Genomic DNA, 20,162 nt, shown 5'->3' with positions numbered 1-20,162 from the left:
TTGCTCCGCCGTTTGACAAATCCGGGTTTAAGCCGCAATTTATGCGATGACAGAGGGGAACAGAAGGCCCGGGATGCCCTGGTGGTGGACGCCGGTGTACAACCAGCAGGAGCCTGGGCAGAAGCTGCTGCGGCAGGCGGAGCCGCTCCTGAAGAAGCTCGGGGTGGAGCTGGCCGAGTACTTCACTGAGGAGGAGGCGGAGGCGGGTGGAGTGCCCGCGCACATCACCCTGGGGGTGGATGCGGCGCGGATGCGCCTCATGGTGGTGTATCCTCGGTGGGATGGACGCTTTACCGAAGAGCGGCTGGCCAAGAGAGTGGGGGTGGAGCTCATTGATGCCGCGTGGGCCTCGATCATGCACCGGCGCTGGGAGCTCAAAGGGCAGAAGACGTCCTTTGCCAAGTATCTCCAGCATCAGGAGCGGCTGCTGCTGGCCGCGCTGGATCGATGCAAGCCCGCGGCGTTGGTCTTTCTCCAGGCGGCCAACATCTGGTGTGGAAAGGGGAAGGAAGATGAGTATCCACCCTTCGCCCGCAAGGCCGAGGCCCGGGAGAAGGTAAAGAACTGGCTTCCGGGCATGATGACGGAAATTGGTGTGGAAATGGCCCAGTTAAGAGATCGCAAGAGAATTCAACAGCGCGAATACAACGCGGCGATGCACCGGCTGCTAGGGTGGTTGTGCAAGTGTTTGCAACTTTTGCGGGTGAATGTGGCGCACCTAGGTTTGGTGCAGGAGTCGGTGATCGAGGCATTGAAGCTAGGGCGAGCAATTCAAAATCGTGAATATGTGCGTTACTCATATCGCAGTTCTTTCTTCCGGTACGGCGGGGGGGGCTGGGCGTCGGTAGATGAGAATAGCAAGTTTTTTGAGTTCTACCGCCAACACTATCTCAATCAGCCACCTAGAGAGACTGCTAGGACCGAGGGAGATACCAAGGAAGCGACGGAATCATCAGCGCGGGAAATAACAAATACCTAACCCAGTTCATGAAGAGGAAGGGTTGCTCTGCCGATTGACAAATCCGGGTTTGAGTCGCAGTTTATGCGATGACAGAGGGGAACAGAAGGCCCGGGATGCCCTGGTGGTGGACGCCGGTGTACAACCAGCAGGAGCCTGGGCAGAAGCTGCTGCGGCAGGCGGAGCCGCTCCTGAAGAGCATGGCGAGTTCCTCTTGACCAGGCACCCTACAAGGGAATTCGCACCCCTGACCTCGAACCCGAAAGCCCAAAGCCAGGAGTGCAGGTTGCCAGCAAGCCAGCCACCTTTTGGCCCATACTGCACGGTCTCTCACGCACGAGCTTGCATCTAAAGCTCCAGGGCTGCTCACGCATAGGGTCATAAGAAAGATGCACTTCACCTATGAGGCAGAGGGAAGCTAGTTCAGGTAGCGAACATGTCAATCGATTTTGGTGCGCGGATGGAGTGAGTTCCTCATCGAAAACAAGGGTGCTTCAAACAGAGCCAGACGGCCACGGACCACTGTGGAAGAGATTGGCCCCATGGTGACCCAGCCGGACGAGAGCATTCTGCGCCTGCCGGACGTGTACATGCGGGTGATGCAGAGTGATGAGATGGGCCTCATGCCCGGGCGTGAGGCGGAGTTCCAGCGTCTGCGTGCGGATCTGGCCATGCTGCCGGATCCGGTGGGGAGCCTGCTTTCCTCCCGTCTGGACTCCGTGAGCCAGCAGCCTCCGGGCACCAGCGGATCCCTGCACCTGGGCATGCGGCAGATCTATCTCATGCATGAGAGCGGTTTCCTGAACCTCGCGCCCCATGCTGATGCGGAGGAGCTGGGTGGAGGCACCTCACTGGACCCGGGCAAGCACCAACCAGGGAGCTTCCAGTCCGGGGGCGAGTCCCTCGCGCCGAGGGCGAGACCGGCGGCGGGCAAGCTGGAGTCCTCCTGGCAGGCCTTCAACCTCATGCGCGGGCTGGACCACTATGCCTCCACCCTGGGGCGGCCCATCACCACGAAGGAGGTGGAGAAATGGATCGATGAAATGACAGTGGTGGAGCAGCGGTATGCCGGGGCTAGGGCGGTGCTGGCGGCGGCAGGGCGCTCGTCGGGTGGAAGTGGTACGAAATGGGGCTGAGGTAAAGCTGTTACCAACCCTGCGTAGGGAGCCTTCCGGGCGGGTGAACAGGCTGCGAGCCAGCAGGCAAAATGCAATTGCATCAAGGATGACAACTATGGCAGAGAATCTTGTATTGGGCGAAGGAAGGATGGCAGAGCGTGACGACGCGTACGGTAGCGGAAAGGCAGACGAGTACCGGGGAATCTTGGAGCACCTCTTGCCCTGGAACTGGGGCGCAGGAAGTAAAAGTGGTGCCACCCCCGGCACTCCCGGAAGCACTCCCACGGCCCTTCCCGCCACAGCACGGCCACTTTCAAAAGCCGAGTTGGAGAACGAACAGCACTGGGAAATAGAGATGGAGCAGGCGAAACGCGCCTTCCGCCTCTCCACTTACGAAGAGCCGGGCACAGATCTTTTGGGTGCACCGGGCAGACTTTTCAGCAGCGCTGCCTGGCAGCCAGATCTACTCACCCAGTCGCTCAATCTGGTCTACATCGCCGCCGACCAGAAAATTGGCCTTGAACATGCCGCATCCATTTATCCCGCGCTTCGGCGTAAGTGGGCTCTGGAGAACATGGGGAGCAGCACCGCGACCGACCAGGAAGTGCGGTCCTACATCACTCAGCATATCTGGCAACAGGACCGATACGCACATGAACAGAAGACCGTGGAGGATGCCGTGCGTGGAGACGGGTCACTGGCCCTGCAAAATCCATCACCCCCGCCTCTGGAGATCAATGGAGAGCTCAACCTGTCAAATGACTGGGGAGGAGGAGACCCGGCTGAAGACAGAAACACGAATCTTACTGACTGGCAGTCTGTCACCACTCGGACCTATGATGCACCTGCGGAGCCGCCCTCGAAAACTATCAGTCAAACGGGTGTCGTTCAGAATGCGAACGGACCGCAATACAGTCAGGCAACCATGAAGAAGCTTCAGGAGCTGCGGCCCTATGTCGAGGAACACAGTAAAACATGGGAGGTGGATCCGTTTGAAGTCATGCTCAGCATTGCTGAGGAGCACAATACAAGGAAGGGGCACAAGGCTGTTATCGACTACTTTCAGGACGCGTTTGCCAGGGAGGGATACAATTCGAATTATGTGTCTAAAGGTGACGACGGAAAACCCGACGAACACAAAGCAGCCGATATTGGAAATGGGAATTTTGCGGTCCACAATGCAGTCTTCCTGCTAAAGCATTATGAGAAGGATCCCAGGATTAGGTATCGTGAAACGGCGCCCTCTATTCCGGAAGGGAATGTCGCCAACTGGCTGGCAACAGACCACGGCACGTCTTATGCTTCAGCAATGCATTTTAGATTCTATCACGACAGGTATGATCCATTGATATCGTCAAAACTGACTCAGGAGCAGCGACTGCGCATGGGTGTGATGTTTTTCAGGCAGGGGGAAAACTTTGACCATAGGTATAAAAAGCAGAGAATTGATCTGGGTGGTAAGGAGGTGACGGGAAAAGTTGTCGAAGACACGATGTGGGGAAAACACGAGATACCCCCATCCCTTGAGGGAAAGACTACGCCCAACATTCCTCAGCGTGGACACGATTCGTTTGTGGATGGCTACGAAAACAAAATTTTGCAACTCCGATGGGTGTTTGGTAGGAGTGGGTTGTGAGCCGCAGATACCCAAGCACACTTTCCATGTCCATGCCCGCTGAGAAAACAAACTACAGGTGGAGATCGAGCATCGCTTGCATTGCCCTCACCTTTGCACTTGGTCTGGCCTGCGGCTGCGACAAGCGGGCGGAAGAACCGGGCACGCGTCTTCGCTCCTGGACCAACCGCGGTGACATGCAGGGTGATGGCAGGCGCGGCTATGTACGGCAGGATGGATCATGGCAGATCCGGCCCCGGTTTGATGTTGCCCATGAGTTCTCCGAGGAACTCGCTCTGGTGCGCATGTATGGGACATCCAGTCCCTTCAGCTATATCTCGCCGTCAGGCAAAACGGTCATAGATGCGATTCACTTTGATTCGGGCAAGGTTGTGAAGTCTGATCGATGGCTTGCAGCGGGTAATTTTTCCAATAATGTCGCATTGGTGGCGCTTGAGGGCAGGTACGTCATCATTGACAGGGCAGGCAGGGCCCTGGCGAAGGTGGCAGCCGATGTAGGCGTGGATGTGGCCTATGGCAGCAAGGGGCTCCTGCAAAGCGAGTTCGAAGGCGGCTTGGCTGCGCTTGAGGTCGATGGGGAATACGGGGCGATCGATCCATCGGGGAAATGGGTCATCAAGCCTTCCTATTATCTTTTGTCGGGTTTTCGGGACGGCATGGCCGTCGCCACCAGGAGGCGGGACAAGTCATCTAAACGCGGGGTGATTGATGCTGGCGGTCGGGTGGTCCTGCCCATTGAGCATGACTGGGTGTCCATCGCAGACAAATCACACTTCGTGGTGACGGAAGGCAAACTGTCCGGCATCTTGCGTGATGACGGCGTGTGGACTGTTCCCCTCGCAGAAGTAGATATCGGCGGGTTCTCAGATGGCATCAGTACTATCAAGCTCAAAAACGGTGAATGTAAGCTCATCGAGCCCAGCGGAAAGGTGGTCGCGAATCTCCCCTGGGCCCAATGCGGCTATTTTTCTGAAGGATTGTGCTGGGTGCGGTCCCCCGGTGAGGCTGGATACATCGACAAGTCTGGTGTCATGCGTTTCACTGTGCCGCCCAACTACACCTACCTGCGACCGTTCTTGCACGGACTGACGGAGATCATCGACAAAGAGTCAGGAGATGTCTGCCTCATTGACACCTCAGGAAAAGTCCTCTGGAAGGAGAGAATCGAAAAAATGAGCTGGCCTTGAACGGCGTGCGGATCTCCAGGCCAAGCTGGTGCAGTGAAGCTGGCGCGTGAAGGAGCTGTTAGGTTCGAACCATGACTCTTTTGGATAAGTCGCTTGACGCCGGCAGTGGTATTCGAGCGATCTGAAGGAGGCGTTTTCGGCAGTTGGGGTGGGCATGTTCATGGATGAAGCCTCCGCAGGCAATGAACGGCTCAAGACCAATGCCCGCTGGCTGAGTGAGGAGCAGCGGCGGCTGGTTGGGAACACCCGGTTGGGCCTGGTGTATGATGCCTTTGCGCGGAAGATGCAGGCGGCCTTCCGGCGTGCGGAGGGGCTTGGGAAACTGCGTCGAGACGGTCAGTTGGATTCGCGTCTGGAGGAGGAACTGGCGAAGGCGCTGGGGATAGACCCAAAGGTGGTGGAAGGTGGCAAGGAAGGAGTGGCCGATGGCACCGACCTCACTACGGATGCTGAAGCGCAAGCGATGCAAAGCGCGGACGCCGTCGCCGACGGAGGTGATGCCGATGCGGCAGTGGGTCCATCCGCTGAGGGTGATCTCGGAGAAGCCAGCTTCTCATTGAAGCCTCACAACCGCACCGACTTGGACAGTCTGGTGAAGGAGGCGGCGCAGCCAGGGAACGCTCCCAGTTGGGCAGAGACCAGCCTGCCTGATGCGCAGCGTACCCTGCTGGAGAAGGTGGTGGGCCATAGTCTGGACGGGTACATCCGTGCGGTGGATCTCTCCGGTGTGCGGCATGTGGACAAGCGGCATGGTTCGCGGTCTAACGATCCGCACCCCGTGACGGAGGCGGACCTGGCGGCGCTGCCTGAGATTGTGGCTGCGCCCGGGGCAGTGAGCCTGGCGCCGCGTGATGGGAAGAACGTGACTTCCATCCAGCACGTCCGCTTCTACAACGGCTCATGGTATTACTACACCGAAGAAGTACGTACCGGTAAAAATGGCAGCAAAGCCCTGGTTCTGGCAGGGTTGCGCAAAGCGCCGGAAAAGAAGGTGGCTTCCAGCCAAACGAGCTCTGCCGAGGCGGGCTCTATTACGTCCGAAACGCTTCTGGCGGAAGCCAGAGCAAGACTACTGCGATCAAACGAGGATTTCAACAGCAAACGCAGGTCTGAATACGATGTGCAGTCCGAGACGGGCGGCCCAACACAGGAAGCATCCGACGTGTTCCTGGATGAAGGGGTGGTGGGTGTGGAGCAGAAGTCTTCCGTCTCGATGGACGACTTGGGAGAAGTCAGTGGAACTGGAAGACATCCCACGGTGAAATGGGAGGACAACTCTGATGGCTCCGTGAGAGAAATTGATGAGGTGAGGGCATTGGCGGTAAAGTGGGGCGTAACCATACCGGATGATATCGATTTCGCGCCGGCGGATCCTGGTTCCCTTGGGGAAGACATCTACGCGAGATATGGCGTCATATCCAAGAAGCAGTTGCCCCCAAGTAAACAGATGGTAACTTGGAAACAGTTTTACAACGTGCACGATAAGATTATGATTCAACTGGACACTTCACTTCTAAAAAGTGATGAGGGGATAGTCGGAATCGTCGCCCATGAGATGCATGAACTAAACAATCTCCGCCGGTTGTTTGCTGAAACAGCTGATCAAAAAATGACACTTGAGAGACTAGCTAAATTGATTAGCGCCGACCACGATGGGCAGTTGCATCTTGAAGCTTGGGGTGTCAGCGATAAGATCATTACTGAAATGAAGAAAAGCAAAAAGCAATGACAGAATATTCCAAAGATCCAAAAGAGTGGTATGCTACATGGCGGGCCGGTAGTCTCTCCAGGCTCGATGTATGGCAAGGATTGCTTTATTCTGCCCATTTTCATGATTCCGAAACCGTGGTGTCCGTTTTGGATGATAAGGAACTGGCTGAATTCAAAGACTTTCTATCGCGACTCACCAGTGATATCGACCCCGACAGCAACTTGGACGAAGTCGAGATGATGACCATCGGTGATCCGCCCATTTGGAAAATGAGTGATGCTTTCAAGTTGAGAACTCATCTTGAGGAGCGAGATCACGAAAAGGCGGAAGACTGGTTGGAGGACTGATTGGCCGGGTGGCTGTGCTTCAGGTGTGGGAGGGGCAGTCGAAGCACCCAGGGTTCGATGATGCAACGAAAACATTGGGGGAGGCAGTGTGCCTGCGCCTGGAGCAGTAATGCTTTCGTCAGATTCTGGCAAGAACGTTGCCACGATGTAACACGTGCGCTTCCACAACGGCTCCTGGTATTACTACACCGAGGAAATACGCACCGGTAAAAATGGCATCAAGGCCCTGGTGCTGGTGGGATTGCGCAAATCCCCAGGTGAAAAAGTGGCTTCCGACCAGACGAGCTCTGCCGAGGCGGGCTCCGTACGTCCGAAACGTCTTCTGGCGGAAGCCGAAGAAAGGCTACGTCGATCCAATGAAGATTTCAAGAGCAAACATGGGGAGAGGCATGGGGAACAGAATGCAAATGGCGATGTGTCTGCTGAAGCGACCCAAGTGTTTCTTGATGATGAGTCCGGTGAAGTAACTCAGTCAGCCGGGACTGATCTTACAGAAGGTTCTGAGGCTGTGGGAGACTCTGCGTCCAAGGGTAATGCCGCAACGGATGAAGGCGCCGATGTTCCCGAGGTCAGCTTCTCCATCGAGCCTGCTGCGGTGGGGCGCTGGGTGAACAAACAACAGGCTGTGGAGCCGCCTGTGGTAAGGCTGCCTCATGGTGGTGAATCTCAACTCATCAACTTCGCAAAAGGTCTGTGGGCAAAGTTGCCATCGACCGTCCAGTCACGTGATGGGCGTACGGTGACGCTGAAGCACAATTTGCAGGGGACCGAGGAAGTGCTCTTTGAGCACCTGACGACTTCGCATGACAAGACGGGACGCACCTGGGTGGATCGCGCAAGGGTGAAGTCTATCTTGCGGATCACTTCAACGATTGAAAATGCGCGACCGCGATTCATTGCCGGGAACGGCAACCACATTTACATTCAGCGGTACGCAGATGGATTCAACCACTATGTGGTGACCAAGCCCGATGGACTCGTGGTGGAGCACGGGCTTTCGGAGACGCTCCAAACGCAATGGCTTAGAGATGCAGCGGGCGACGCCTACCTGCCGGCCAAGAAGCTGGATTTTGGAAGCCCCTCCTCTGCGCGATCGGAACAGGGAGGGGCTGCAGGAACGACGAAAACATCTCCGAGCCAGTCAAACATCGCCCCCGGCATGCCCGGCGAAGCCGGACCCGTGAGGGAAGGTGCTGGACAAGGTGACGCAGGTCAAGGTGAAAATGGCCAGCAGCAGGGGGGAAGTTCCAGCATCGAATCAACCGCGCTCACAGAAAAATCTGCAGGTGCGTCTCAGTCCTCAACGGAGAAAGGTGCTCCCGTGAATGGCGTCATGGAGCCGAGCTTCTCGGTGGGGGGGGCAGCAAACCCTCGGCCAAGGCAGGAATGATGCAATCAACGGAACAGCGAAAAATCCAACTGTGAGATGGAGAGACAACGTTGACGGCAGGGAACGAAGCGTGGAAGAGGCAATTGTGCTGGCCAAACGGTATGACGTGCTCATTCCGGATGACATAGATTTTTACGGAGCAGAGGCTGGTTCGCTTGGAAAAGACATAAATGCCAGTTATTGGGCTTGGCCGAGATCAGAGGCCTGGGCCAAGGTAAGGTGGGTGTCGTGGAAGGACTTCTATAACGTCCATGGAAAGATTATGATCCAACTGGATTCATCAATTCTAAAAAGTGACGAGGGAATCGTCGGCTTCATTGCCCATGAAATGCATGAACTCAACAAACTTCGAAAACTGTTCGAAGAGACGCCTGGACAACGGATGACTGTGGAGCGACTGGCAAAGTTGATCAACGCCGAGCACGACGGACAGTTGCATCTTGAGGCGTGGGACGTTAGTGATCAGATTATCACAAGAATGCGCAACGAAGGAAAGCCATGAATGAATATCCCAAGGATCCCCAAAAATGGTATGAGATGTGGCAAAGTGGGTTGCTGCGCGCAGGTGCACTTGGCGAAGGTTTGATCTACACTGCCCAGTTCCATGAACCCGATGCAGTCGTATCCGGTCTCGGCGAAACGGAGCTAGTTTGGTTCAAGGACTTTCTGCTGCGATGCACAGCGGACACGGAGCCGAAAGATGCACTTGAAGAAGTTGAGTTGTACACTCTCGGTAATCCACCCGACTGGAAAATTCGTGACGCTTTCAGATTGATTGATTTCCTGGAGAAACGCGACCATGAAAAGCGCGCCGACTGGCGTATGAATGAATAACCAAGCTGCCCTATTTGCAGTGGCTGTGGGAGGCTGCTACTGAGCGGCAGGCCTGGCAGGGCGTGATGGGGAGAGCGTCGCTCCATCTCAGCGGGTCCGCTTCTCCAATGGTTCCTGGTATGGCTACACGAGGAAATGCGTGCCGGGAAAAGGTGGCTTCCAACCAAACGAGCTCTGCCGGGGCGGGCTCTGTTACGTCCGAAACGCTTCTGGTGGAAGCCGCAAAATGATCGTGCCGATAGACGAGGTCTTCAAGGGGAAATGCGGGTTCGAGTACGATGAGTGGTCCAAGACGGAAGACTCGACACAGGATGCCTTCGAGGTGATGCCGGAGGAAGGGCGGCAGGGCGGAGGCGGAGTGTGTCGGGCGAAATTGAATGATTCCAAGTTCGATAGGCACCTCCACCTTGAAGCGTGAGATTGGCATGGTATGCTGACCGCAAAGGTGCAGGAGCAAAAAGTTGGGAAACGGAAATGAGCGAACATTCAAGAGACCCCCAATATTGGCATTCTGTTTGGAACGCCGGTGAGATTTCGGCCCTTGAATATTGGCAGGGCTTATTCTATTCAGCCGGGACATCTGAGCCCGAGGCTGTAGTTGGCAGGCTGGCAGATAAGGATCTGGCCCGTTTCAAGGATTTTATTCTCAGGTGCACGGAGGATATAGATCCAGAAGGCGACCTTGATGAGGTCGAAATGTATCAACGAGGGAATCCGCCGGACTGGAAACTGCGTGATGCGTTTAAGTTGCGCAGTTTCCTCGAAATGCGGGATCACGAGAAGGCGGAGGATTGGCGGCAAGACGACTGAGGGGGGAATTTCAATAGGCGTGCCGGTGCCTCAGCCTGTCGAAATGAGGCTTGTGCCAAACGCGGCATCACAAGGGGGATCTCTTTGCAACGATATTGCTGAAACTTAATATGAAAGAGCATCCTGAAGATCCGAAGGAATGGTATGCGATCTGGCGATCTGGCACGCTTGCCGGGTTGCAATTTTGGCAAGGATTGCTCTATACGGCCAACTTTCATGATGCCGAAGCTGTGGTGTCTGTACTAGATGACAAGGAGTTGGGAAGGTTCAAAGATTTTCTATGGCGAATCACAAGAGAATTCGACCCCGACAGCAACTTGGACGAAGTCGAGATGATGACCATCGGTGATCCGCCCATTTGGAAAATGAGTGATGCTTTCAAGTTGAGAACTCATCTTGAGGAGCGAGATTACGAAAAGGCGGAAGACTGGTTGGAGGACTGATTGGCCGGGTGGCTGTGCTTCAGGTGTGGGAGGGGCAGTCGAAGCACCCAGGGTTCGATGATGCAACGATCACATTTGGGGGAGCCAGTGTTCCTGCACCTGGAGCAGTAATGCTTTCGTCAGATTCTGGCAAGAACGTTGCCACGATGCAACACGTGCGCTTCCACAACGGCTCCTGGTATTACTACACCGAGGAAGTACGCACCGGTAAAAAATGGCATCAAGGCCCCGGTGCTAGTGACGCTGCGAAAAGCCCCGGGGAAAATAGTGGCTCCCGACCAGACGAGCTCTGCCGAGGCGGGCTCAGTAACGTCCGAAACGCTTCTGGCGGATGCCGCAGAAAGGTTACGCCGGTCCAACGAGAACTTCAAGGGCAATCGTGAACCTCGCGCAGGCGAGAATGGAGCAAATGGAGACGTGGCTGCGGAACCAACTCAAGTGTTTCTTGACGAGGGTGGTAGTGGAGCAGCTCAAGATGCCCGGTCTGGTGTTGCGGATCGTGAGCAAGCGCTTGGGACTTCTGATGCAGCACGTAGTTCAGCAACAAATGAGAGCACCGATGTCCCGGAGTAAGCTTCTCGATCGAACCTGCCGCAGTGGGACGTTGGGTGAGCAAACAAAAGGCTGTGGAGCCACCTGTGGTAAAGCTGCCTCATGGTGGTGAAACTCAGCTCATCAACTTCGCAAAAGGGCTGTGGGCCAAGTTGCCATCGACCGTCCAGTCTCGTGATGGGCGTACGGTGACGCTGAAGCACCATGCGCAGGGGACCGAGGAAGTGCTCTTTGAGCACCTGACGACTTCGCATGACAAGACGGGACGCACCTGGGTGGATCGCGCAAGGGTGAAGTCTATCTTGCGGATCACTTCAACGATTGAAAATGCGCGACCGCGATTCATTGCCGGGAACGGCAACCACATTTACATTCAGCGGTACGCAGATGGATTCAACCACTATGTGGTGACCAAGCCCGATGGACTCGTGGTGGAACACGGGCTTTCGGACACGCTCCAAACGCAATGGCTTAGAGATGCAGCGGGCGACGCCTACCTGCCGGCCAAGAAGCTGGATTTTGGAAGCCCCTCCTCTGCGCGATCGGAACAGGGAGGGGCTGCAGGAACGACGAAAACATCTCCGAGCCAGTCAAACATCGCCCCCGGCATGCCCGGCGAAGCCGGACCCGTGAGGGAAGGTGCTGGACAAGGTGACGCAGGTCAAGGTGAAAATGGCCAGCAGCAGGGGGGAAGTTCCAGCATCGAATCAACCGCGCTCACAGAAAAATCTGCAGGTGCGTCTCAGTCCTCAACGGAGAAACAGGCTCCCGTGAATGACGCAATGGAGCCGAGCTTCTCAGTGGGTCTTCAGGACAAATCTGGCGGGCTTGACGTCCAGAAGTTTAAGGCCATCTTACAGAATGGAGACACAGCCCCCCTCCCAGCCGGTCTGCAAGAGCGAGCAGGAGAAGCTATTGAGCGTCATACCGCAGGAGGAATCAGTAGAAGTGAGTTGCGAGTGGAAGTTCTTCCCCCAGTACTCGGAGGACGAAACTCGGATGGCTTTGGGATTGCCAGTGCTGTCGCCGCCTTGTTCGGACGACGAGTTGTAAGATTTGACGTAGCTCCGAAGGCATTCTCCAGAGGCTGGACTACGAGCGGTATTCCCGAATTCATATTTGTTAACAAAGCATCTAGCAAGCCTGCGCTGGTCGTGTCCGGACACGAGCTCTGGCATCACCTTCAGATCGAGCAGCAGGACATTACGGACCAGATAAAGAAAAAACTTGGTCCTGACTTCATACGGCTAAATCAAGCCTCCAAGAGCTATCGCAAATTCAGTGAGAAGGAATATGTGGACGAGATGATGGGGGACTTTATGACCGAATCGTTGATTGAACCCGCTTTTTGGGACAAGCTCTCGGAGCGCGATCCTGAATTCTTTGGTCGTGCAGCGATCGTGATCAAAGAATGGATCGATGGGCTCATAAACTCCCTCCGTGTGCACCTTGAAGGCAGTCAGTATATTCGAGACTTGGAGCGTGCTCAGAATGTGCTCGCGGACGCTGCATGAGACGCTCATCGAGATGGGGCGTCCCAACACCTGGCTGGCCGCGACGCTGGACATGGCGGCGGAGTCTGCCTCCATCGGCATCGAGATGCTGACCACCGCCGGGGTGGCCACGGCGACGCGCAAGGCCGTGACCAAGCTGGGGAAGGAGGCGGTCTATGTCTATTTGAAGAAGTTTGCCCGCGGGGCGGAACGCGATGCCCTGTTGCGTTTGGCAGAGCGGAAGGCGGGCAAGAGCCTGGTGGTGCGTGGGCTGGCCGGGGCGGCGAGCGTGGCCGCGCAGACGGCGACGGGCACGCTCTCCCGCGTGCTGGACCGCACGGTGACGGATCTGGGCACCCAAGGGGTGCAAGTGACGCAGAATGACCTGGACCAGTATGTGGCGCACATCGATGCCACGGAGCGGCCGGGTTCGGTGTGGTCGGCGTTTGGGAAGGCGTTCCGGTATCAGTTCATGGAAAATACTTCCGAGAAGCTCGGGAGTGTCTTCAGCGCCCTGGGTGGGGAGCAGGCTGTGAAACAGGCCATGCGGGGCCTCTCTGAGCCGATGAAGGCCCAGCTGGGCAAGCACGCGCTGTTCCTGGCCATTGCGAAGGCGAACCCCGGCAAGAAGCTGGAGGCGGTGCAGAAGATGCTGGCACGGGCCAATGTGGACGGCCTGCATGCGGAGGTGCTGGAGGAAGGGGGCTCGGCTGCGCTGCACTACCTCTTTGACGGGGAGGAGTTTCATCTGCCCTCGGTGGAGGATGTGGCGTCGCTGTTTGTGACCATGCTGATGACGGGCACGGTGATGAAGGTGGCGAACTGGCGGGATGGGAAAGGTAAGACGGAATCACACGGTACGCCGCTGGGACAGGCCCTGCGTGAGCCGGGGGAAACGGCAGCATCGCCGCAGCAGGCGACGCTGGCGGCGGGAGCCAGTGCGCAAGCCCCCGTGCAGGCCGGGGCAGGGGGCATCACCGCGGAGGGGACGCTCCAGGGGTCGGGCGGGCTGGGTGCGGCAGCCGAAGGGCAAGCTGCGGCCGGTGTGGAGGCCACGGCGGTGACGGGCGGGGCGGTGCAACCGCGCTTGAGCTTCAGTCAGGGGAGCGGAGGGCACCGGTTGGTGGATCGGTTCGTGAATCTTGCGGCGCTGGAAGGGCGCTTCCGGCGAGGTCCAAAAACGGATGCGAAGGGCCTGGAAGAGGTGTTGGCTCATTACTCCTTGAAACCGGGAGAAGCGCGCCTGGATAAGGCTGATCGCGTGCGCCCCGGTGTTAGTAAGGCCCACACGATTGTTCTGGCCTCAGGAGGAGAAGCCGTCCTCAACGTGGAGGGCAACAAGGTGTGGGTGGACACCCAGGGAGTCCAGGGCAAGGCTGCAACGGGCGAAGGCAACAATCAGGAGCAGGAGCTCAAAGGGGGAGATCTGGTCTATCAGGCTGCGATGACCTACGCACTCAACAATGGTCTGCAGTTCTCGCCCGATCCACGTTCAGTGACCAAAAAGGCCTTGCGCCGAAGGGTGAGTCACATGCTCTCCAGTGCGCTACGTCATGGCACCACCAAGCATCTTTCACCGGTGAGCCCTGCGTATTCCGCAACTACCCCTGATAAGGTCACGAAGGACCTGGTGGCAGATCAATGGCGCGAGGAGCAGACTCCTGAGGACTATCAGCACAACCTTGAGCTGCTGATCCGGGAGGAGTTGAAGTGGGTGGGGGAACAGATGGCGGCAGTGCCCAGTCTGCGGGAGGCACGGCAAAAGAAAGCGGAGAAGGATGCCAAACGGAATGGCGAGACGCTCCCGCCCTGGCCGGAGCCGCCCCCGTTGGTGCTGCTGGAGGACTTGCAATATGACCCTGCCAGCGATACGGTGCTGCAACGAAAGAAAGGTGCCGATGGGACAGTTCAGTGGCAAAGGTTATCCGAAGGAGATTTTAGAGCTCTCGTGGCGGGATTGGACCCCGGAGACAGCGGAGTTAGTGCGGCAACACTTTCTCGGGCCCTTGTCGCAAAATCCGAGGTGGAAGGATATGGATCTGGACTGGGTAGTTCGTCAGATCTGGCGAATCAGGAGCGTAACGGAGGAGGAGTGGCATCTGATCGAGGAGGCGTTAAGCTATTCCGCCTACTTGGACCAGATGCGAAGCCAAACTACCTCTTCTACAGCCAGCAACAAGGAAACAACTTAGAGGATTCCGCCCCAGGGGCACATCTGGTGCAGCGCACCGGGGTGACCCAGGCGGAGGTGGATGAGGCGCTGAAGCGGCTGCGCACGCTGCCTGAGGCGGCCGGGCTCACGGACAGCCTGCTCATCGTGGGCAACCGCCAGGAGCTGGATGGCAAGGACGGCCGTCCGGGTGAGGCGGACTATCAGCCGGATGAATGGGCGGGCATCGAGACGGCCGAGGGCTTCATTGATACCAAGACGGGCGGGGCGGTGGTGTTGCGCGACCAGGTGGAGGTGCGCGAGGGTGAGACGCCGGCCATGGCGGTGGCCCGTGTGGTGATGCATGAGCGGGTGGGGCACGGCGGGGTGAATGCGCTGCTGGGAACGGAGCCCAAGTTCCAGAAGAAATGGGACAGAGCCAGTGCCCTGATCCCTGCGGCAGAACTGCAGTCCCTGCGCCAGAAGTACCCTGCGCTGACGGACCGTCCGGCGGATCTGGCGCTGGAGTGGCTGGCGCATCAGACCGGGGACCGGATGAGTTCCCAGAGCTTCAAGCCTGGGAGCGCGGCGGCAGAGATGTGGCAGACGCTGAAGGACTATGTGGCGAAGATCATGCACACGGCCAGCGGCGGCAAGATGATGAGCGATGCGGCGCTGGATGCGTACGTGCGCGACATGATCTCCGGGGCGCGCCGCATGGTGAAGAACGGGCAGGCCGGCGGGGGCAATGCTTCCGTGAACGGAGCTACGGTTGGTTCAGTGAATGGGGTGAACGGGACAGCTTCCGCTGGTCGCCTGTCGTTCTCCAATCCGACAGGAAGCACAGGGGCGGGCGCGTCTGCCTCCACAGAAAACACGGATCCAGCGTCGAAGGCTGAAGACCCGCCGCCAAAAGCGCCGTATGTGCCCAAAGGCGCGCAATTGGACCTCTCATATTTCCCTGCGAGCGGGCAAGTGAAGACGGACGAGGAAATTGACCATGACTACGATGCGGACATGGCCGACTCAGCGGACCGACGGAGGCGCAAGCATGCGGGTGAAACGGGTCTTGTGCTATCCCATTACATTGAGCGTCACGGCGAGCAGGTGACGGATCAGCAGCTGAAGGACCGGTGCATGCTCGGGAACGATCCGATCACGGGAACTCGGACAGATGGCGATCATGGCGGCAATCATGGATTTGGTAAACATGCCAGCAAATTCGCGACCCGTAGGAGCTTGATCGCTGCACGTGATGCTGTCCTGAATTCACCAGAATATTCTCAGGCAATAAATGATGCCACGGTTCAATTGGAAGGGCACTTCATTGTTGAGATTCCACTGACCAAAGTCTTTGGTCAAGACTATGCCAAACATGTGATGGGCTACTCACGAATCGGTCCACCCATTAAGCCGATCAAACCTGGGGCTTCAGCAAAGCCGACTGTCACGACATCCGCGCTCACCGCATTTACAAACACCGGCTTTGTCTTTGCTAAGATTAAACGAGACAATGCGGGGAAATGGCGCATGATTACACTTTACCCGAACCCGAGTTAGAATATGAAATTCGAATCAGTTTTGGAAACCGTCATTCGCAACGCTCTTGATGTAGAGGACTACGATCTCGATTCTGTGAGCAGCTGGGTGCGTCGTCAGGATCTCCCAGCCCCGTCTCGTGAAAAGCGCGATGCATTGAAGATGGAATTGGGGCGTGCGCTAAAGGAACCCTCTACCGTGACGCCGGAGCTTTTCGAAAGATGGACGAGGGTGGACCTCGAGACTCAGGAAGAGGTACAAGAACGTTTGCAGGAACTCTGGAATGTCTGCTTTGGTGAAACTGAGCCGCCGAAGTGATTCGAGAGAGAAAAGGCGGCCACCCGCAAAGGCGAGCCGCCAACGCTGCCGCCCGTGCCGCCTGCGCAGGCAGATCCAGATATGGTGCTGCTGGAGGACTTGCAATATGACCCGGCAAGCGATACGGTGCTGCAACGAAAGAAAGGTGCCGATGGGACAGTTCAGTGGCAAAGGTTATCCGAAGGAGATTTTAGAGCTCTCGTGGCGGGAATGGACCCCGGAGACAGCGGAGTTAGTGCGGCAACACTTTCTCGGGCCCTTGTCGCAAAATCCGAGGTGGAAGGATATGAGGTTGGATGGGGTGGTGCGCAACATCAAACACATCCGGAGTCTGACGCAGGAGGAGGGGTATCTGGTGCAGCAGGCACTGATCTATTCCACCTACTGGGGCCAGATGCGAACCCCAACCAACTCTTCTACAGCCAGCAGCAAGGAAACAACCTAGAGGGTTCGCCCCAGGGGCACATCTGGTGCAGCGCACCGGGGTGACCCAGGCGGAGGTGGATGAGGCGCTGAAGCGGCTGCGCACGCTGCCTGAGGCGGCCGGGCTCACGGACAGCCTGCTCATCGTGGGCAACCGCCAGGAGTTGGATGGCAAGGACGGCCGTCCCGGTGAGGCGGACTATCAGCCGGATGAATGGGCAGGCATCGAGACGGCCGAGGGCTTCATTGATACCAAGACGGGCGGGGCGGTGGTGTTGCGCGACCAGGTGGAGGTGCGCGAGGGTGAGACGCCGGCCATGGCGGTGGCCCGTGTGGTGATGCATGAGCGGGTGGGTCACGGTGGCGTGAATGCGCTGCTGGGAACGGAGCCCAAGTTCCAGAAGAAATGGGACAAGGCCAGTGCCCTGATCCCTGCGGCAGAGCTGCAGTCCCTGCGCCAGAAGTACCCTGAGCTGACGGACCGTCCGGCGGATCTGGCGCTGGAGTGGCTGGCGCATCAGACCGGGGACCGGATGAGTTCCCAGAGCTTCAAGCCTGGGAGCGCGGCAGCAGAGATGTGGCAGACGCTGAAGGACTATGTGGCGAAGATCATGCACACGGTCAGCGGCGGCAAGATGATGAGCGATGCGGCGCTGGATGCGTATGTGCGCGACATGATCTCCGGGGCGCGCCGCATGGTGAAGAACGGGCAGGCTAGCGGGGGGAATCGAATGTCAGCCGAGGGCCAAACTCAGAACGTTCTCTCCGAGGGTGCCGACCATCACCAAGACAGGCTGCAGTTTTCGAAACCAAACACTCCTCATGAGAATCAATCAAATGGCACCCCATCCAAGCTTGACCAAATCCGAGGGATCCCGTACGTTAACCGGCATGGAGATTCTCCCACCCGAAGAGATGCTGAAGCTGCGCTTGGAGAGCTCCGCGCGCGCTCGCGAGAAGGGGTTGACGCAGGAGGAAGCTCACGCACAGATGAGGCGGAACGGCTCCATTCCGAGACCGAATCGTTGGTATCGTGGGCCAAAGAAAGAGGATGGTTCATCGACAGCTCAAGATTCGAAGAGTTAACGTCCAAGCTCGAGCAGCTGGAAGGAGGAGTTGAGCGGGACGTATTCTATCAGAAGGAAAGCGGAAGAGTGATCAAAACGACCATTCCTCCATTTTTCGGACAACAGGGTACTGTAAAGGACTATGTGAACAATATTGCTTGGTCTAACGCTCTCTTCGGTGACGATATTCGATTCGAAGGCGTGGTGGAGACGAGTGAGGGGCCTGCAATCGTGGTATCGCAACCTTTCGTAGAAGGGAAAAAGGCAAGCAAACGGCGTGTTCGACGTTGGTTCGAATCGCAGGGATACGTATCCATTGGATACAATCGATGGAGAAACCCTGACACGGGGGTAGTCTTGGCGGATGCCCATCAGGGGAATTTCATTGTAGCAGGCGGGAAGTTGGTCTTCCCGATCGATTTGCAGGTGCTCAATCCGGGTAACAAAATCCATGAGGAAGAACGTTCCCGAGACTCGAGTGAGTAGCGATAGCAGAGCATCCTTCATTCTCCAGGTTTCTTGATTGGGGCATGTAATGGCCCCAATGTAGGTGACTTCGTTTATCTGAAAGCCATGGGACAATATATGTTTACACGTGAAGAAGTGAAAGCCTCCCGCCAACGCCGCATGGAGAAGCTCAGCCCGACTCCTGAGGAGGTGGAACTCTTTGAGCGTCTGTGGGCCGACTACTCAAAGAACTACAGCCAAGAAACTGCGTGGACAGCCCCGGAGTTGGAAGGCAATGACCCCCTTCATAGGAGATATTGGGAATGGGCGCAGCTTGCAAAGATAGGCCCTGAAGAAGACTGGACGCAAGAGCAGGAAGAGCTGGAATACGCGCAAGAGCAGGAAGCCAGGAAGAAAACCGCTGAGCAGGCGGCTGCTGGGGAGAATGCAGAGGGAGATCCCTGAGGCCCCGCTCGGGAGCGTTTTGGACAGATTCTTCCCGCCCCCCCCCATGGTAACTGCCACGGGAGGGCTTTTTGATGAAGACCGATGCTTGTGATCGGTCGAGGTGTTTCCTTAAACTCTTGGGTTCAATACGTAGGACGTTCACCACGTCCACGCACCACGGTGGAGCCAGAGATCGTGCTGCTGGAGGACTTGCGCTATGAGCCGGAGTCGGATACGGTGCTGCAACGAAAGAAAGGTGCCGATGGGACAGTTCAGTGGCAAAGGTTATCCGAAGGAGATTTTAGAGCTCTCGTGGCGGGATTGGACCCCGGAGACAGCGGAGTTAGTGCGGCAACACTTTCTCGGGCCCTTGTCGCAAAATCCGAGGTGGAAGGACATGGATCTGGACTGGGTAGTTCGGAACATTTGGCCACTGAGGGATCTGACGAAGGAGGAGTGGCATCTGGTGGAGGAGGCGTTGAGTTATTCCGCCTACTTGGACCAGATGCGAAGCCAAACTACCTCTTCTACAGCCAGCAACAAGGAAACAACCTAGAGGGTTCCGCCCCAGGGGCACATCCGGTGCAGCGCACCGGGGTGACCCAGGCGGAGGTGGATGAGGCGCTGGAGCGCCTCCGCACATTGCCTGAGGCGGCCGGGCTCACGGACAGCCTGCTCATCGTGGGCAACCGCCAGGAGCTGGATGGCAAGGACGGCCGTCCCGGTGAGGCGGACTATCACGCAGACGAATGGGCGGGCATCGAGACGGCCGAGGGCTTCATCGATACCAAGACCGGTGGGGCGGTGGTGTTGCGCGACCAGGTGGAGGTACGCGAGGGTGAGACGCCGGCCATGGCGGTGGCCCGTGTGGTGATGCATGAGCGGGTGGGTCACGGTGGCGTGAATGCGCTGCTGAAGACGGAGCCGGAGTATCAGAAGAAATGGGACAGAGCCAGTGCCCTGATCCCTGCGGCAGAACTGCAGTCTCTGCGCCAGAAGTACCCTGAGCTGACGGACCGTCCGGCGGATCTGGCGCTGGAGTGGCTGGCGCATCAGACCGGGGACCGGATGAGTTCCCAGAGCTTCAAGCCTGGGAGCGCGGCAGCAGAGATGTGGCAGACGCTGAAGGACTATGTGGCGAAGATCATGCACACGGCCAGCGGCGGCAAGATGATGAGCGACGCTGCGCTGGATGCGTACGTGCGGGACATGATCTCCGGGGCGCGCCGCAAGGTGAAGAACGGGGAGGCTGGGGGGGTAGTGCTTCCGTGAACGGAGCTACGGTTGGTTCAG

The 20,162-nt window shown here is 57.4% G+C and carries 19 protein-coding genes; all 19 read left to right on the top strand.

Annotated features, from left to right (window positions below):
• The first annotated feature begins 46 nt into the window (after positions 1 to 46).
• The 19 genes from VSP_RS27725 to VSP_RS42675 all read left to right on the top strand — a co-directional run bounded on the left by VSP_RS27725 (position 47) and on the right by VSP_RS42675 (position 20,141).
• The gene (locus VSP_RS27725) at positions 47 to 979 is read left to right on the top strand and encodes a hypothetical protein (RefSeq protein ID WP_009964839.1); all 933 of its coding nucleotides are present in this window, start codon (positions 47 to 49) and stop codon (positions 977 to 979) included.
• Positions 980 to 1,500: 521 nt separating this feature from the next.
• Positions 1,501 to 2,094 carry a hypothetical protein gene (locus VSP_RS27715; protein WP_157211099.1) on the top strand — a complete coding sequence of 198 codons (594 nt, stop codon included), beginning with the start codon at positions 1,501 to 1,503 and terminating at the stop codon, positions 2,092 to 2,094.
• A gap of 88 nt (positions 2,095 to 2,182) precedes the next feature.
• Entirely contained in the window at positions 2,183 to 3,712 is a 1,530-nt protein-coding gene (locus VSP_RS27710) for a hypothetical protein (RefSeq protein WP_009964836.1), read from the top strand.
• Positions 3,713 to 3,738: 26 nt separating this feature from the next.
• On the top strand, positions 3,739 to 4,899 hold the full coding sequence (locus VSP_RS27705; RefSeq protein ID WP_029190815.1) for a WG repeat-containing protein: 1,161 nt from the start codon (positions 3,739 to 3,741) through the stop codon (positions 4,897 to 4,899).
• A gap of 283 nt (positions 4,900 to 5,182) precedes the next feature.
• Positions 5,183 to 6,628 (top strand): hypothetical protein, encoded by a 1,446-nt coding sequence (locus tag VSP_RS27700; RefSeq protein ID WP_157211098.1) that lies wholly within the window; start codon positions 5,183 to 5,185, stop codon positions 6,626 to 6,628.
• The gene (locus tag VSP_RS41515; RefSeq protein WP_075090594.1) at positions 6,625 to 6,957 is read left to right on the top strand and encodes a hypothetical protein; all 333 of its coding nucleotides are present in this window, start codon (positions 6,625 to 6,627) and stop codon (positions 6,955 to 6,957) included. Before VSP_RS27700 ends, VSP_RS41515 begins: the two co-directional genes overlap by 4 nt.
• Before the next feature lie 154 nt (positions 6,958 to 7,111).
• A complete protein-coding gene (locus VSP_RS27690; RefSeq protein ID WP_009964829.1) occupies positions 7,112 to 8,347 on the top strand; it encodes a hypothetical protein in 1,236 nt (411 codons plus the stop codon).
• A gap of 70 nt (positions 8,348 to 8,417) precedes the next feature.
• Complete coding sequence (locus VSP_RS27685) at positions 8,418 to 8,849, top strand: hypothetical protein (protein ID WP_009964828.1); 432 nt, start codon at positions 8,418 to 8,420, stop codon at positions 8,847 to 8,849.
• Positions 8,846 to 9,181, top strand: a complete 336-nt coding sequence (locus tag VSP_RS27680; protein WP_009964827.1) for a hypothetical protein — start codon at positions 8,846 to 8,848, stop codon at positions 9,179 to 9,181. Before VSP_RS27685 ends, VSP_RS27680 begins: the two co-directional genes overlap by 4 nt.
• Before the next feature lie 226 nt (positions 9,182 to 9,407).
• Positions 9,408 to 9,599: a hypothetical protein gene (locus tag VSP_RS27675; RefSeq protein ID WP_009964826.1), complete on the top strand. Its 192-nt coding sequence runs from the start codon at positions 9,408 to 9,410 to the stop codon at positions 9,597 to 9,599.
• On the top strand, positions 9,596 to 9,991 hold the full coding sequence (locus VSP_RS27670) for a hypothetical protein (protein ID WP_009964825.1): 396 nt from the start codon (positions 9,596 to 9,598) through the stop codon (positions 9,989 to 9,991). The genes VSP_RS27675 and VSP_RS27670 overlap by 4 nt, the downstream gene beginning before the upstream one ends.
• A gap of 110 nt (positions 9,992 to 10,101) precedes the next feature.
• The gene (locus VSP_RS27665; protein ID WP_009964823.1) at positions 10,102 to 10,434 is read left to right on the top strand and encodes a hypothetical protein; all 333 of its coding nucleotides are present in this window, start codon (positions 10,102 to 10,104) and stop codon (positions 10,432 to 10,434) included.
• A 638-nt stretch (positions 10,435 to 11,072) separates the two neighbouring features.
• Positions 11,073 to 12,500: a hypothetical protein gene (locus VSP_RS27655; protein WP_157211097.1), complete on the top strand. Its 1,428-nt coding sequence runs from the start codon at positions 11,073 to 11,075 to the stop codon at positions 12,498 to 12,500.
• The gene (locus VSP_RS27650; protein WP_009964819.1) at positions 12,478 to 16,188 is read left to right on the top strand and encodes a hypothetical protein; all 3,711 of its coding nucleotides are present in this window, start codon (positions 12,478 to 12,480) and stop codon (positions 16,186 to 16,188) included. Before VSP_RS27655 ends, VSP_RS27650 begins: the two co-directional genes overlap by 23 nt.
• Positions 16,189 to 16,191: 3 nt before the next feature.
• Positions 16,192 to 16,485 (top strand): hypothetical protein, encoded by a 294-nt coding sequence (locus tag VSP_RS27645; protein WP_009964817.1) that lies wholly within the window; start codon positions 16,192 to 16,194, stop codon positions 16,483 to 16,485.
• A 259-nt stretch (positions 16,486 to 16,744) separates the two neighbouring features.
• The gene (locus tag VSP_RS43510; protein ID WP_232289518.1) at positions 16,745 to 16,930 is read left to right on the top strand and encodes a hypothetical protein; all 186 of its coding nucleotides are present in this window, start codon (positions 16,745 to 16,747) and stop codon (positions 16,928 to 16,930) included.
• A gap of 25 nt (positions 16,931 to 16,955) precedes the next feature.
• Positions 16,956 to 18,461: a putative polyvalent protein kinase domain-containing protein gene (locus VSP_RS43505; protein ID WP_009964815.1), complete on the top strand. Its 1,506-nt coding sequence runs from the start codon at positions 16,956 to 16,958 to the stop codon at positions 18,459 to 18,461.
• Positions 18,462 to 18,560: 99 nt separating this feature from the next.
• On the top strand, positions 18,561 to 18,887 hold the full coding sequence (locus VSP_RS27630) for a hypothetical protein (RefSeq protein WP_009964814.1): 327 nt from the start codon (positions 18,561 to 18,563) through the stop codon (positions 18,885 to 18,887).
• A gap of 162 nt (positions 18,888 to 19,049) precedes the next feature.
• The gene (locus VSP_RS42675; RefSeq protein WP_198141243.1) at positions 19,050 to 20,141 is read left to right on the top strand and encodes a hypothetical protein; all 1,092 of its coding nucleotides are present in this window, start codon (positions 19,050 to 19,052) and stop codon (positions 20,139 to 20,141) included.
• The last annotated feature ends 21 nt before the right edge of the window (positions 20,142 to 20,162 follow it).

The sequence above is a fragment of the Verrucomicrobium spinosum DSM 4136 = JCM 18804 genome (assembly GCF_000172155.1).
Classification (GTDB): domain Bacteria; phylum Verrucomicrobiota; class Verrucomicrobiia; order Verrucomicrobiales; family Verrucomicrobiaceae; genus Verrucomicrobium; species Verrucomicrobium spinosum.
Note: the sequence above shows the minus strand (reverse complement) of the source record. Positions and strands in the feature narration are given on the sequence as shown.